We start from the raw sequence: 14,519 nt of genomic DNA, 5'->3' as shown, positions 1-14,519 counted from the left end.
CGCGACGGGGCCGCCCGGGAACGAAGGCCGGCCCCGTCGGAGCCGGCCCGTCGCGTCGGCCGCGTCAGATCAGCTTCGCCATCGCGATGGCGGTGTCGGCCATGCGGTTCGAGAAGCCCCACTCGTTGTCGTACCAGGTCAGCACGCGCACGAAGGTGCCGTCCATGACCTTTGTCTGGTCGATGTGGAAGGTCGACGAGTGGGGGTCGTGGTTGAAGTCGATCGAGACGTTCGGGGCCTCGGTGAAGCCGAGCACGCCCTTGAGCGGGCCGTTCGCCGCCGCCTTGATCGCCTCGTTGATCTCGGCGACCGAGGTGGCGCGCTTGGAGTTGAACTTGAAGTCGACGACCGAGACGTTCGGGGTCGGCACGCGGATCGAGGTGCCGTCGAGGCGGCCGTTCAGCTCCGGCAGCACCAGGCCGACGGCCTTGGCGGCGCCGGTCGTGGTCGGGATCATCGACAGGGCGGCGGCGCGGGCCCGGTAGAGGTCCTTGTGCATCTGGTCCAGCGACGGCTGGTCGTTGGTGTAGGAGTGGATCGTGGTCATGAAGCCGCGCTCGATGCCGACGGCGTCGTTGAGCACCTTGGCGACCGGGGCGAGGCAGTTGGTGGTGCACGAGGCGTTGGAGACCACGAGGTGGTCGGCCGTCAGCTTGTCGTGGTTCACGCCGTAGACGACCGTGAGGTCGGCGCCGTCGGCGGGGGCCGAGACGAGGACGCGCTTGGCGCCGGCGTCGAGGTGCAGCTTCGCCTTGTCCTTCGAGGTGAAGATGCCGGTGCATTCCATCGCGATGTCGACGCCGAGCTCGCGGTGGGGCAGCTCGGCCGGGTTCTTGATCGCGGTGACGCGGATGCGCTGGCCGTCGACCACGATGTGGTCGCCCTCGACCGAGACGGTGCCGGGGAACTTGCCGTGGACCGAATCGAAGCGCAGCAGGTGGGCGTTGGTCTCGACCGGGCCGAGATCGTTGATGGCCACGACCTCGATGTCGGTGCGGCCGGCCTCCTTGATGGCGCGCAGGACGTTGCGGCCGATGCGTCCGAAGCCGTTGATGGCGACCTTGACCGTCATGTGTTCTCTCCCGTGGGGTTGGCGTGGCGGAGGGGATGGGGGCCGGACGACCCCGCAGCGGACCGGGCGGCGCGGCGGGCGCGGCGCGCGTCGACGCCGAAGAGGAGCCGGCCTTCGCCGGCATGTACGCTGAAGGGGAGCCGGCCTTCGCCGGCATGTATGCTGAAGAGAAGCCGGCCTTCGCCGGCATGGCCCGCCGCGCCGCCCGTGGTCCCGGACACGCCGGCCGTCCCGGCGGGGACGGCACTGGCGGGGAGCACGGGAAGCGTCACGGCGGCTCGTATTTCTGTCAATCCGCCGGCGACAGCCGCCCGGCGGGGGCGCCGGCTTCCTATCATGGCGCCGGGAGGTGTCAAACCCGGGCGGGGCCTTGGGGAAAACCGTCCCGTCCGCGATCACGATGCGGCAGCATCGTGCGGTTTTACGGTGGATGACCCGCCGTTCACGCGCGTGTGGCGATCGTCATCCGCTCGCCGCGTCGATTCTGCCCGGCACGGATGCCGGGACATCGCGTGGAACATCTTTAACCATGCTCGCGCAACGGGCGGGAGACAGTCGGACCCGTAACGAAGATTGCAGTCGCCGACCTGTATGCCGAGAGGTATAGGTGACGACAACGATGCAGATCGATCTTCACACCCTCTATTGCCTGATCGTGGGCACGGTGCTGGTCGCCGGTGCGACGATGCTGTGGGAGCGCCAGGCCCAGCCGCGGCGGGCCCGCGAGCTCGGAATCTGGGCCGGCGCCTTCCTGGCCTTCGCGGCGGGCCTGGTCATGGCGATCAACCGGACCGCCCTGCCGGGCGTCCTGGGATCGGCGCTGGCCAACCTGCTGATCGTGTCCGGCTACCTGATGATCCTGCACGGCGTCGCCCTTCTCGACGGGCGGGCGCGGCTGCGGCTGCCGCTCGCCGTGCTCGCCGGCCTGGCCCTCCTGTGGATCACGGTCGGGGTGCGCGCGCCCGGCATGCTCTGGAACTATCTCGGCTCGCTGCCGATCGCGCTGGCCTGCGGGCTGACCGCCTGGCGGCTCCTGCAGAGCCGCACCGCCCGGTCCTTGCGCGCGCGGCAGGTCGCGGTCGCGGTGGCGGGCGGGCACGCCCTGTTCTACCTCGTGCGGGGGGTCGCGACGCCGGCCCTCGTGGCGATCTTCGGCGAGGGGCTGCTGCCGGTCTTCGGCAAGGTGACGATGTACGAGGGCGTGCTCTACTCCGTTGCGATGCCGATGGGGCTGATCGCGCTGGTGCGCGAGGAGGCGCAGGCACAGGCCGTCGCGGCGTCCCGCACCGACCACCTCACCGGCCTGCAGAACCGCCACGGCTTCTTCGAGGACGGGGAGCGGCTCCTCGCCGAGCGCCCCGCCGCGCTGCTGGCCTTCGACCTCGACCACTTCAAGGCGATCAACGACCGCCACGGCCACGCCGCCGGCGACGTGGTGCTGCGGCTCTTCGCCGACACCGCCCGCCGGGCCGCCGGGCCGGACGCCCTCGTCGCCCGGCTCGGCGGCGAGGAATTCGCCGCCCTGCTGCCGGGGCTCGACGTCGCCGCGGCGCGGCAGGTCGGCGAGGGCGTCGCCCGCCGCTTCGCCGAGGCGGCGCTCGACCGCGCCGGGCCCGGCATCCCGGCGACCGTCAGCATCGGGCTCGCCGCGGCGCGGACCGAGAGCCGCGACCTCCCCACCCTGCTCTCGGCCGCCGACCGCGCCCTCTACCGGGCCAAGGCCGCCGGGCGGAACCGGCTGGAGGTGGCGGCGGCGGCGTGATCGTCCCCGCACTCCCCGTTATTCCCCCCTCACCCGGGCGGCATCCCCGTTCCCGCCGGGCCGGCCGGCACGGCGATTGCGACGCGGGCCCCGGACCTTTAGGGTTTCGGCCGAGTATCCGTGGTTGTCGGTCGGCGTTCGTCGCGGCGTTTTTTTCGGAGGTGAGCATGACCGCAGCGGTGGAGGAAGCGCTGCGCCGCCTCGAAGCTTCGGTGGCCCTGCTCGAATCCGCGGTGGCGCGCCGGCTCGACGCGGAGCGCAGCCACAGCGACCTCGAGACCGAGCTGGAGATCATGCGCGACGACCGGGCCCGGCTCGCGGCGGAGCTCGACGGCGCGACCGCCCGCCTCGCCGAGATGCAGTCGGTGACCGAGGACGTCGACCACCGCCTCGGCCGCGCCATCGGCACCGTCGAGGGCGTGCTCGGTCGCTCCGGCGAACGGGGCGAGGGGTGACGGCTCGCAAACCCCCGCTGCCGCGCCGGCCTTCCACGCATTCGATGACGGGACCCGTGCCCAAGGTGACCCCATGCCTCAAGTGACCGTCACCATCGCCGGCAAGACCTACCGCATGGCCTGCGGCGAGGGCGAGGAGCGCCACCTCGAAGGGCTGGCCGCGAGCTTCGACTCCCGCATCGGCGACATGCGCAAGGCCTTCGGCGAGATCGGCGACATGCGCCTGCACGTGATGGCGGCGCTCACCCTCGCCGACGAGCTGGCCGAGACCAAGCGCCGGATGGAGGCGATGGAGCGCGAGACCGCATCCTTGCGCGAATCCACCGATGCCGGCAGCGCCGAGCGCGAGGCTTCCGAAGCGCGCCTCGCCGAGACCGTGCAGCGCACGGCGGAGCGGATCGAGCGGCTGGCGCGGCGCCTGGGGCCGGTACCCGGAGGCGCGCAGGGCGGCTGAGGCCGCCCGCAATCACCGCCGCGCCGTCGAGCCCCGGGCGATCAGCCGCCCGCTGAGCACCACCTTGCGCACCGGCTGGCCGGGGGTCTTCAGCCGGTCGAACAGGAGGCCGATCGCCTGGGCGCCGATCTCGGCGACGGGCTGCTCGATCACCGTCAGGCCGGGCTCGACCAGCTCGGTCCAGGGCTCGTTGTCGAACCCCGCGAGCGCGATCCCGCCGGGCCAGGCGACGCCCGCCGCGCGGGCCGCCCGCACCGCCCCCATCAGGATCAGGCCGTTCGAGACGATCAGGGCCTCGGGGACCTCCGGCTCGGCGAGCCAGCGCGCCACCTCGGCTTGCGCCGGCTCGGCCTCGGGCGGCACGGTGCGCATCTGCGGCGCGAGCCCGTGCCGGCGCATCGCCGCGAGGTAGCCGTCGCGGCGCTCCTCGGCGGTCGAGCTGGTGGAGCCGAACAGCCCACTGATACGGGAATAGCCCTGCTCCACCAGGTGGTCGACCAGGGCCGCGCCCGCCGCCACGTTGTCGAGCACCACCCCGTCATGGCCGCCGGGCGGGCCGGTGCGGTCGATCAGCACCAGGGGGAAGGAAAAGTCCTCCGGCCGCAGCCGCTCGGCGGTGCGGCGGGTCGGCGCGAAGACGACGCCGGTGACCCGCTCCTCCTGCATCAGGCGCAGGTACAGGGCCTCGCGCTCGGCATCCTCGCCCGTGTTGCACAGGATCAGCCGCATCCCGGCCTGGTAGGCCGCATCCTCGACCGCCCGGCTGACCGCAGTGAAGAACGGGTTGCGGATGTCGGCGACGATGAGCCCGATGGTCTGGGCCGATTGCGAGCGCAGGCGGCGGGCCGACAGGTTCGGACGGTAGCCGGTCGCCCGCACCGCCGCCTCGACCTGCTCGCGCAGGGCGTCGCTGACCGGGCCCTTGCCCAGCGCCCGCGACACGGTCGCGGTGGAAACGCCCGCCGCGCGGGCGACGTCACGGATGCCGACGGTCATCGCCTCGAAAACGTTTTCAGCCTCGTTACACCTGTTGTGACAGCCAGACGCGCCCTGCGCAAGTCCTGACACCGGCCGTGTCGCGAGCGAGCCGCAGATTGCCGCTTGACGCGGTCAATGAAAACGTTTTCATAGACGACAAGGAAAACCCGAACGCTTTCCGGGAGGAAGCCCGCCATGCTCGCGCCGACACCGCCGCTGACGCCGCGCGTCCTGATCCGCACCGCCGCCTCCCCTTCGACCAAGGAGGCCGCCATCCGCGAGGCGGCTCAGCTCCTCGTCGCCGCCGGCTGCATCGACCCGGCCTACGAGGCCAGCATGCTGCGCCGGGAAGAGGTGGCGAACACCTATCTCGGCCACGGCGTCGTGATCCCGCACGGCATGGTCGACGATCGCGCCCTGGTGCGCGAGAGCGGCCTCGCGGTGCTCCAGGTGCCCGGCGGCGTCGCCTGGCACGACGGGCAGGACGCCCATCTGGTGGTGGCGATCGCCGCCCAGTCCGACACCCACATCACGGTCCTGCGCCGCCTCACCCGGCTGATCCAGGACGAGGCCCGGCTCGAGCGCCTGCGCACCACGACCGACGCCGCCGAGATCGCCGCGGCGCTGGCCGAGGACGCCGCGTCGGGGAGCGCCGGCCCGGCCGCCGACCTCGCCCAGCGCTTTACCTGGACCGTCGACTATCCCACCGGCCTGCATGCCCGCCCGGCCTCGGCCTGGGTCGAGGCGGCCCGCACCAGCCCCGCCCGGATCCAGGTCCGCCACGGCGCCGAGGTGGCGGATGCCAAGAACCTCATCTCGCTGCTCCAGCTCGGCCTGCGCGCCGGCGACGAGGCGGTGATCTCCGCCGAGGGCGACGACGCGCCGGCGGCGCTGGCCCGGCTCAAGGCCGTGGTCACCGGCCTGTCGGCCGGCGAGAAGGCGGCCGCCGCCCGCGCGGCGGAGGCCGCCGCCAAGGCCGCGGCCCCGGTGGCGGGCTGGAACCCGGTCGATGCCTGCCAGGTGATCCCCGGCATCGGCGCGAGCCCGGGCCTCGCCATCGGGCCGATCCACGTCCTCGGCCCCACCGAGGTGGCGGTGCCGGACGAGCCCGAGCCGCTGACCCGCGGCGGCGACCGGCTGCACGCGGCGCTCGAATCGACCGCGGCGCAGCTCAAGGCCCTCGCCGACGATACCGGCCGGCGCCTCGGCAAGGCCGATGCGGGAATCTTCAAGGCGCAAGCCGACCTCATCGCCGACACCGACCTGATCACGCTGGCCTGCCAGCTGATGGTCGAGGGCCACGGCGTCGCCTTCGCGTGGAACCAGGCGGTGGAGCGGATGGCCGGCCAGCTCTCGGCTCTGGGCAACCCGGTCCTCGCCGCCCGCGCGGCGGATCTGCGCGACGTCGGCCGCCGGGTGCTGGCGCAGATCGATCCCGCACTCCGGTCCGGCCACGCCCTCCCGGACGAGCCCTGCATCCTCTTGAGCCCCGACCTCGCGCCCTCCGACACCGCCGGGCTCGATCCGGCCCGGGTGCTCGGGCTCGCGACGGCGCAGGGGGGTCCGACCTCCCACACCGCGATCCTCGCTCGCACCCTGGGCATCCCCTCGGTGGTGGCGGCCGGTCCCGGCTTGCTCGCTCTGGCCGCGGGCCAGCGGGCGATCCTCGACGGCACCACCGGGCGGCTCTACGTCGATCCCAGCGAGCGCGACCTCGCCTCGGCGCAGGCCTGGCACGAATCCTTGAGGGCGACGCAGGAGGCCGAGGCCCGCGAGCGCGGCCTGCCGGCCCGCACCCGCGACGGGCACGCCCTCGCCATCGGCGCCAACGTCAACACGCCCGACCAGGTGCCCTTCGCCCTGTCGCAGGGCGCCGAGGGCGTCGGCCTGATGCGGACCGAGTTCCTGTTCCTGGAGCGCGGCGACACCCCGGACGAGGACGACCAGTACGCCACCTACCGGGCGATGCTGGAGGCGCTCGCCGGCCGCCCGCTGATCGTGCGCGCCCTCGATATCGGCGGCGACAAGCAGGTGCCCCACCTCGCCCTGCCGAAGGAGGAGAACCCCTTCCTCGGCGTGCGCGGCGCCCGGCTGCTCCTGCGCCGGCCCGACCTGATGGAGCCGCAGCTACGCGCCCTCTACCGCGCCGCGAAGGATTGCCTGCCGGCGGACGCCCCGACCGGCAAGGACGCGCCGCTCTCGATCATGTTCCCGATGATCACCTCGGTCCCCGAGGTCACGGCCCTGCGCGCGGCCTGCGAGCGGATCCGGACCGAGATCGGCGCGCCGGACGTGCCGCTCGGCATCATGATCGAGGTGCCGGCGGCGGCGATCCAGGCCGACGCGCTGGCGGCCCATTGCGACTTCTTCTCGATCGGCACCAACGACCTGACGCAGTACGCGCTGGCCATCGACCGCCAGAACACCGAGCTGGCACCGGAGGCCGATTCGCTCCACCCGGCGGTTTTGCGCCTGGTGCGGATGACCTGCGAGGGCGCCGCCCGGCACGGGCGCTATGTCGGGGTCTGCGGCGGCATCGCCGGCGATCCGTTCGGGGCCGGGCTGCTCGCGGGCCTCGGCGTGCACGAGCTCTCGATGACCCCCCGCGACCTGCCGGCGGTGAAGGCGCGCCTGCGCGCCGCCTCGCTCACCGAGCTGAAGGCGCTCGCCGACGAGGCCTGCGCGCAACCCGACGCCGCGTCGGTGCGGGCCCTCGACCGTTCGGAGGCGCACCGGTGACCCGCGTCCTCACCCTCACCCTCAACCCGGCGATCGACCGCACCGTCACACTCGACCGGCTGGCGCCGGGCGAGGTCCACCGCGCCCGCGCGGTGCGCGACGATGCCGGCGGCAAGGGCATCAACGTGGCGAGCTGCCTCGCCGACTGGGGCGTGCCGGTCGCCGCCGCCGGGGTGCTCGGCTCCGGCAACGCCGCCGCCTTCGAGGCCCTGTTCATCGCCAAGGGCATCGAGGACCGCTTCGTCTGGGTGCCGGGCGAGACCCGCACCAACCTGAAGCTCGTCGATCCCGCCGGCACCACCGACGTCAACCTGCCGGGCCTCGCCCTCGACCCCGCGACCCTGCGGGCGGTGCGGGCGCTCCTCGCCGAGGCTGCCGGCCCGGACACGCTCGCGGTTCTCGCCGGGAGCCTGCCGGCGGGCGCGGCGCCCGGGCTCTACGCCCAGCTCACGGCGGAGCTGAAGGCCCGGGGCGCCCGTGTGCTGCTCGACGCCTCCGGCCCGGCGCTCACGGCGGCTCTCGTTGCCGAGATCTTGCCCGACGCGGTCAAGCCCAACCGGCACGAGCTGGAGGAATGGGCCGGCCGCCCCCTCCCCGCCCTCGACGACGTGGTGGCGGCGGCGCGAGGCCTGGTGGCGCGCGGCATTCCGCTCGTCGTGGTGTCGCTGGGCGCGGACGGCGCAGTGTTCGTGCGCGACGGGGAGGCGCTGCATGCGCTCCCGCCGGCGATGGAGGTGGCGAGCACCGTCGGGGCTGGCGACGCCCTGGTGGCCGGGCTGGTGGCGGGCCTCTGCGCGGATCTGAGCCTCGGCGACACCGCCCGCCTGGCGCTGGCTTTCGCCGCCGGCAAGCTGACCCGGGCGGGGGCCAACCTGCCGGGGCGCGAGGCGGTCGCGGCGATCGCGAAGGACATCGAGATCCGCCAATTGCCGGCGTGATTTAGCCAAACACCATCCCACCCACGACCTCATCCTGAGGTGCGACCGAAGGGAGCCTCGAAGGAGGCCTCCAGAAGTCACTGCGATCTCTGGAGCCCTCCTTCGAGGTCAGTCGATTTTCAATCGACTGACACCTCAGGATGAGGTCGTGAGCGGGACCCAAGAATGAACTCCAACCCAATCGAAGATCGCTTCGTCCGGCAACCACAACACATCCCAGGAGGAACACCCCCATGACCCACTTGGTGGCCGTCGTCGGCGGCGATCTCAGCACCCACGCGGTGCTGGCGGCCGAGGCCCTGCGCCGGGCGGCGGGGCGGCGCAACCAGCGCCTCGACCTCGAACTCCGCGGCCGCGGCGCGACCGGCGCGCCCTTGAGCGAGGGCGCGATCCAGGGCGCCGACGCGGTGCTCCTCGTCGGGACCGGCGATCTCGGCGAGGGCCGGTTCGGCGCCTTGAGCCGCGCCAAGGCGGCGATCGAGGACGTGCTCACCGACGTCGACGGGGTGATCGACCGCGCGCTCGCGGGCAGAAGCCCCGGCGCGAAGCCGGGCGCTGCGCCGGAGACGGGCGGGCCCAGGCGCATCGTCGCCATCACCTCCTGCCCGACCGGCATCGCCCACACCTTCATGGCGGCGGAAGGCATCCAGGCCGCCGCGCAGGCGCTGGGCCACGCGGTGCGGGTCGAGACGCAAGGCTCCGTCGGCGCCCGCGATGCCCTGACGCCCGACGAGATCGCGGCGGCCGACATCGTGCTCATCGCCGCCGATACCGGGGTCGATCGCGGGCGCTTCGCCGGCAAGCGGGTCTACGCCACCACCACCAAGGCGGCGATCCGCGACGGCAAGGGGCTGATCGCCACCGCCCTGAAGGACGCCGAGCTGCAGGGCGAGGCCGCATCCGAATCCGGCCCCGCGCGCCCGGCCGCCGCCGAGAAGAAGGCCGGCGCCTACAAGCACCTGATGACCGGCGTGTCGTTCATGCTGCCCTTCGTGGTGGCGGGCGGCCTCCTGATCGCGCTCGCCTTCGCCTTCGGGGGCATCGACGCGATGTCGCCGGAGAACAAGGGGAGCTTGGGCTTTGCCCTCGGCGAGATCGGCGCCAAGGCGGCCTTCGCGCTGATCGTGCCGGCGCTCGCCGGCTACATCGCCTACTCGATCGCCGACCGGCCCGGCATCGCCCCGGGGATGATCGGCGGCATGCTGGCGGCGAACCTCAACGCCGGCTTCCTCGGCGGCATCGTGGCGGGCTTCATCGCCGGCTACACCGTGTCGTTCCTGAGCCGCCACATCCGCCTGCCGAAGAACCTGGAGGGCCTCAAGCCCGTCCTGATCCTGCCGCTCCTCGGCACGCTCGTGACCGGCCTCCTGATGGTCTACGTCGTCGGCGTGCCGGTGGCGGCTTTGCTGGCCGCGCTCACCGGCTGGCTCAAGGGTATGCAGGGCGCGAGCGCGCTGCTGCTCGGCCTGATCCTCGGCGCCATGATGGCGGTCGACATGGGCGGGCCGATCAACAAGGCGGCCTACGCCTCCTCCGCCGCGCTGATCTCCTCGGGCATCTATGCCCCGATGGCCGCCGTGATGCTCGCCGGCATGACCCCGCCGCTCGGCATCGCGCTGGCCACCCGGCTCTTCCCCGGCCGCTTCAGCGAAGCGGAGCGCGAGGCCGGCAGCGCCGCGGCGGTTCTGGGCGCGGCCTTCATCACTGAGGGGGCGATCCCCTTCGCGGCCGCCGATCCCCTGCGGGTGATCCCGGCCCTGGTGGCCGGCTCGGCGGTGGCGGGCGCCCTGTCGATGACCCTCGGGGTGGCGCTCCGCGTCCCCCATGGCGGCCTGTTCGTGCTGCCGATCCCGAACGCCATCACCCCGGTGCTCGGCGCCGTGGTGGCCCTCGTCGCCGGCACCGTCATCACCGCCGTGCTGGTGGGCGTGTTCAAGAAGCGGGCGGCCTGACCAGCCGCATTCCCGCGGCGACGATCCGACACGGCCCCAGCCCTTCGGATCGTCGCCGCCCGTGCCTTTTCCTGATAGATGAGGATGCTCGCCCGCGCTCCCGCGGGTCGTTGCTTGACTTGTGTCGGATTGGACTACGCGGCGGCATGACGGTGATCGGGCAGGTCACGCTGGACCTGGTCCAGACGGTGAAGGCGGCGCAGAGCACGGCCGAGATCGCGGCGATCCTGATCCGCGCCGGCGGGATCTTCGGCTACGAGCATTTCGCCATCGCGGGCCTGCCGCAGCGCGCCGGCGAGACCCTGCCCGAGCGGCTGCTGCTGATGCACTGGCCGGCGGAATGGGCGTCGCGCTACGTCGCGCGGGGTTACGTCCGGCACGATCCGGTGGCGGCGCATGTGCGGCGCACCACCGAGCCGTTCCGGTGGTCGGAGGTCGCGATCGAGCCCGGCGCGGTCCTGGCCCGGCGGATCATGGACGAGGCCCGCGCCTTCGGCCTCGGCGACGGCTTCTGCGTGCCGATCCACGACATCGACGGCACCGAGAGCGTCGCCTCCTTCGGCGCGCCGCGGATGGACCTGTCGGAGGAGGCCCGGGCCGGGCTGCATCTCCTGGGGATCTACGCCCACCTCGCCTCGCGCCGCCTCGGCCCGGCCGTGCCGGCGAGGCCCAGCCGCCCGGGCGGGGCGACGCCGTGCCGGACGCGCGACGTCGCGTGCCGCGCGGGGAATATCGCCGGCGGGACCGACCGGGAGACTTCATGCGAGATCCGATTGGTCGCTTCGGGCGATCCTGTCGGATCGCTCACGCAATGCGGATTTCGGCTTCGCTCGGACGCCGCGTGAGCCGATGATACGAATTCCGGAAGGAATCGTCCGGCGACTGTATCACTCGACCCCGGCCGGGGGCTTCAGCGTCGCGCCGATGCGCGAGGAGACGATCACCGCCTGGGTGCGGCTCTCGACGCCGAGCTTCTGCAGGATCGCCGAGACGTGGGCCTTCACGGTCGCCTCCGAGACGCCGAGCTCGTAGGCGATCTGCTTGTTGAGCAGGCCCTCGGACAGCATCATCAGCACCCGCACCTGCTGCGGCGTCAGGGTGGCGAGGCGGCGCATCAGGTCGGCCGTCTCCTTGTCCTCGGAGGCCGACAACTCGATGTCCGGCGGCGACCAGTTGCCGCCGGCCAGCACCTGCCCGATCGCCTCGCCGATGCGGTCGACCTCGAGGGATTTCGGGATGAAGCCGGCGGCGCCGAAATCGAGGGCGCGGCGGATCACCACCGGGTCCTCGTTGGCCGAGACGATCACCACGGGGATCGCCGGGTGCTGCGCCCGCAGGTAGATCAGGCCGGAGAAGCCCTGCACCCCCGGCATCGTGAGATCGAGCAGCACGAGGTCGATCTCGGGCTCCCGGTCGAGGATCGCCGTCAGCGGTTCGAGCCCGCTCGCCTCGATGATCCGGGCGCCGGGCATGATCGCCGTCACGGCGCCGCGCAGCGCACCGCGAAAGAGCGGGTGGTCGTCCGCGACGACGATGGTGGTCTCGGAACCCAACGCACTCCCCGCCACGGCACCCGCGCTCCTTGGCGCTTCTCGGCCTACTTCTTTTGTCTCTATAGCTTTTTTTGGCGGGGTTGAAACCGGAGGGTGTGCGTTCTCCACGCCGGTCCGCCCGTGGTCGATTGCGCAGGGCGCCACGCCCGCGCCGGCGGTCTTCCGCCCCGGGACATGCCCATCCGAACCGGATCCCCCGGCACGAGCCGGCCGCCATCCGCGTCATCGTGCGAATGCGGCACCGTCGACGCCCGCCCTGGGAGTTCGCCGGGCGCCCCCTACCCTCGTCCCGACCCGCAACGCTCGCACCGGCCCCCGCGGTCGGCGCGCCGCCCGACCCGGAGGCGTACCCGACGATGGCCCGAAATTCACCGAACCAAAATCCACCGGATCACGATCGACCGGACCGGGATCTGCCGGACCTGCCGCCGGAAGCCTTCGCGAAGCGCGACCGCACGCCCGATCCGCTGTTCTACGAACACCCCCGCTTCGTGACCCATATCGACGCCGCCGCGATCGCGGCGGTGACCGACCTGTACCGGGAGGTGATCCCGCCGGGCGGCGCCGTCCTCGACCTGATGTCGAGCTGGGTCAGCCACCTGCCGGAGGAGGTCGCCTATGCCAGCGTCGTCGGCCACGGCCTGAACGCCGCGGAGCTCGCCGCCAACCCGCGCCTGACCCGGCGTTTCGTGCAGGATCTCAACGCCGCGCCGCACCTGCCCCTCGACGCGGCGAGCGTCGACGCCGCCCTGATCTGCGTCTCGGTGCAGTACCTGCAGCGGCCGGTGGCCGTCCTGTCCGAGGTCGCCCGCGTGCTGCGCCCTGGCGCCCCGGTGGTGATCTCGTTCTCGAACCGCTGCTTCCCGACCAAGGCGGTGGCCATCTGGCACGGCCTCGACGTCGCGGGCCAGGTCCAGCTCGTCGGCCTGTATCTCGAACGCGCCGGCTTCACCCGCATCGAGGGATGGGCGCTGCGGCCCGAGGGCGGTCCGGGCGACCCGATGACGGCGGTGATCGGCCGGGTTCCGGCGGCTTGAGGAACCCCGGCCGCGGCGGATGCGGCCGCGCGGGCGTCACGGGCCGGCAGCGCCGGCTCCGGCCCTCTCGCCCGGCGCGCGGGCGGGGAACCAGTTGCCGTGGAAGCCCGGCGGGATCCGGTGCCCGAGGCGGATCGCAGCGACGGGCGGCGCCTCGAAGGATCGCGCGTCGAGGACGACGAAGTCCGTCGTGTCGCGCGCAGCGTCGATGACGAGCCCGACGAGCCAGCCTTCGTCCTCGCCGGCCTCGGGGTTCGCCGGCACGAAGACGAACTCGCCCGGGATCCGGCCGGCCCCGAAATCGTGCACCCGGCGCTCGCCCGTCTCCAGGTCGTGCCGGTAGAGCTGCGTCGCCCCGGCGAGCTGCGTGTTGCCGTCGGCCGGGACGCTGACCGTGTAGAGGAGGCGGTGGCGCTGCCCGAAGCGCCGCTCGTCGATGCGGGGGAATTCCTGCGCCGCCGGATCGAGCACCCGCCGGGCGACGTGCCGCGTCGCGGGATCGATGGTCCAGCGCTCGAGCCGGCCCGGGCCGTCGAACCCGCCCCCGGCCGCGGTGAACACCGTGTCGTAGGCGACGACGTCGAGGATCACCCGCCCGTCGGCGTCGTCGTAGGCGTTGGCGGTGTGGAACACGAAGCAGGGCTCGACCTCGCACCAGAGAATGTCGGCGCCGTCGCCCCGCCGGGGCAGCAGGCCGACCCGGGCCCGGTGGCCGGAATTCCAGCGGAACGGGAAGCGGTAGCCGGCGAGCAGCGCCCCGAACGAGAACGTGACCGGCAAGTCGAGCACGATCGCGAAGCGCGCGGTGATCGCGCAGTCGTGGATGCAGGGGCCGTGCTCGACCGCCACGGGCCTGTCGCGCACGACCTGCCCGGCCGGCCCGAGGACGACGTGGCGGACGCGGTCCCAGACGCGGCCGTCATAGGCGATCGCGTGGGTCTCGCCGGTCAGGGGATCGCGGTGCGGATGCCCGGTGAAGGAGCCGGCGAGCGTCCCGTCGAACGGGTTGTAGCGCTGGTCGTCCAGGGTCCGCGAGAGCTCGACGGGGGTGCTACCGGCCTCGACGACCGCGAAGATCCGGCCGCCGATCTCGACGACGTTGGTGTTGACGGTGTCGTCGCCCCGCCGCGGCCCGGGGGCGGGCGGCCGTCCGAGCGCCGCGGCGGCGTGGCGCGATCCGATCCAGCGGTTGCGGTACCACAAAGCCCGGCCGCCCTCGATCGCGAGACCGTGCACCATGCCGTCGCCGAGGAACCAGTCGTGGCCCCGCCTCGCCGGGCGGACGGGATTGGCCCCCATCTTGAGGTAGAGGCCGTCGAGGCCGGGCGGGATCGTCCCGGCGACGGGCAGGTCCTGGAGGGTCAGCTCCTCGCGCATCGGTTCGTGGATTCCGACCACGAAGGGATTTGGCGCACCGGGCAGCCGCAGCCGGTTGCAGGCCGCCCACAGGCCGACGCCGACCTCGGCGGCGGCCCGCACAGCCGACTCGATTCGCTTCGACATCAGCGGCGATCTCCGGATCGGATGACGGGCCGGACCGTCGTCGCGACGGGCCCGCCCTCGGGCCGCCGGAGGAGGA

The 14,519-nt window shown here is 72.9% G+C and carries 12 protein-coding genes; 8 read left to right on the top strand and 4 right to left on the bottom strand.

Annotation, left to right across the window (positions count from 1 at the left end):
• Positions 1 to 64 precede the first annotated feature (64 nt).
• Positions 65 to 1,072 carry a type I glyceraldehyde-3-phosphate dehydrogenase gene (gene gap, locus BM430_RS15450; protein WP_093568149.1) on the bottom strand — a complete coding sequence of 336 codons (1,008 nt, stop codon included), beginning with the start codon at positions 1,070 to 1,072 and terminating at the stop codon, positions 65 to 67.
• Between the two features lie 619 nt (positions 1,073 to 1,691).
• On the opposite strand from gap, the gene BM430_RS15445 reads away from it, so the two are divergent.
• The 3 genes from BM430_RS15445 (at position 1,692) to BM430_RS15435 (ending at position 3,743) form a co-directional block, all read left to right on the top strand.
• Positions 1,692 to 2,834, top strand: a complete 1,143-nt coding sequence (locus BM430_RS15445; protein WP_093568148.1) for a GGDEF domain-containing protein — start codon at positions 1,692 to 1,694, stop codon at positions 2,832 to 2,834.
• Positions 2,835 to 3,001: 167 nt separating this feature from the next.
• Positions 3,002 to 3,289, top strand: coding sequence for a DUF4164 domain-containing protein (locus BM430_RS15440; protein ID WP_048451520.1), 288 nt, complete (start codon positions 3,002 to 3,004; stop codon positions 3,287 to 3,289).
• Positions 3,290 to 3,362: 73 nt separating this feature from the next.
• A complete protein-coding gene (locus BM430_RS15435; protein WP_093568147.1) occupies positions 3,363 to 3,743 on the top strand; it encodes a cell division protein ZapA in 381 nt (126 codons plus the stop codon).
• Between the two features lie 12 nt (positions 3,744 to 3,755).
• Here BM430_RS15435 and BM430_RS15430 read toward each other — a convergent pair whose 3' ends face one another.
• Complete coding sequence (locus BM430_RS15430; RefSeq protein ID WP_093568146.1) at positions 3,756 to 4,739, bottom strand: LacI family DNA-binding transcriptional regulator; 984 nt, start codon at positions 4,737 to 4,739, stop codon at positions 3,756 to 3,758.
• Positions 4,740 to 4,916: 177 nt separating this feature from the next.
• On the opposite strand from BM430_RS15430, the gene ptsP reads away from it, so the two are divergent.
• The 4 genes from ptsP (at position 4,917) to BM430_RS15410 (ending at position 11,195) form a co-directional block, all read left to right on the top strand.
• Positions 4,917 to 7,460 (top strand): phosphoenolpyruvate--protein phosphotransferase, encoded by a 2,544-nt coding sequence (ptsP, locus tag BM430_RS15425; RefSeq protein ID WP_093568145.1) that lies wholly within the window; start codon positions 4,917 to 4,919, stop codon positions 7,458 to 7,460.
• On the top strand, positions 7,457 to 8,398 hold the full coding sequence (gene pfkB / locus BM430_RS15420; protein WP_093568144.1) for a 1-phosphofructokinase: 942 nt from the start codon (positions 7,457 to 7,459) through the stop codon (positions 8,396 to 8,398). Before ptsP ends, pfkB begins: the two co-directional genes overlap by 4 nt.
• A 233-nt stretch (positions 8,399 to 8,631) precedes the next feature.
• Positions 8,632 to 10,350 carry a PTS fructose transporter subunit IIC gene (locus BM430_RS15415; RefSeq protein ID WP_093568143.1) on the top strand — a complete coding sequence of 573 codons (1,719 nt, stop codon included), beginning with the start codon at positions 8,632 to 8,634 and terminating at the stop codon, positions 10,348 to 10,350.
• Positions 10,351 to 10,496: 146 nt separating this feature from the next.
• A complete protein-coding gene (locus tag BM430_RS15410; protein ID WP_093568142.1) occupies positions 10,497 to 11,195 on the top strand; it encodes an autoinducer binding domain-containing protein in 699 nt (232 codons plus the stop codon).
• Positions 11,196 to 11,237: 42 nt separating this feature from the next.
• Here the strand turns inward: BM430_RS15410 and BM430_RS15405 are convergent, their stop codons facing one another.
• The gene (locus tag BM430_RS15405; protein ID WP_093568141.1) at positions 11,238 to 11,903 is read right to left on the bottom strand and encodes a response regulator; all 666 of its coding nucleotides are present in this window, start codon (positions 11,901 to 11,903) and stop codon (positions 11,238 to 11,240) included.
• A gap of 356 nt (positions 11,904 to 12,259) precedes the next feature.
• On the opposite strand from BM430_RS15405, the gene BM430_RS15400 reads away from it, so the two are divergent.
• Positions 12,260 to 12,940, top strand: a complete 681-nt coding sequence (locus BM430_RS15400; RefSeq protein ID WP_093568140.1) for a class I SAM-dependent methyltransferase — start codon at positions 12,260 to 12,262, stop codon at positions 12,938 to 12,940.
• A gap of 36 nt (positions 12,941 to 12,976) precedes the next feature.
• Here BM430_RS15400 and BM430_RS15395 read toward each other — a convergent pair whose 3' ends face one another.
• On the bottom strand, positions 12,977 to 14,443 hold the full coding sequence (locus BM430_RS15395) for an 8'-apo-carotenoid 13,14-cleaving dioxygenase (RefSeq protein ID WP_093568139.1): 1,467 nt from the start codon (positions 14,441 to 14,443) through the stop codon (positions 12,977 to 12,979).
• Positions 14,444 to 14,519 lie beyond the last annotated feature (76 nt).

The sequence above is a fragment of the Methylobacterium sp. 174MFSha1.1 genome (assembly GCF_900116815.1).
Lineage (GTDB): Bacteria > Pseudomonadota > Alphaproteobacteria > Rhizobiales > Beijerinckiaceae > Methylobacterium.
This window is presented reverse-complemented; position numbering and strand designations above follow the sequence as displayed.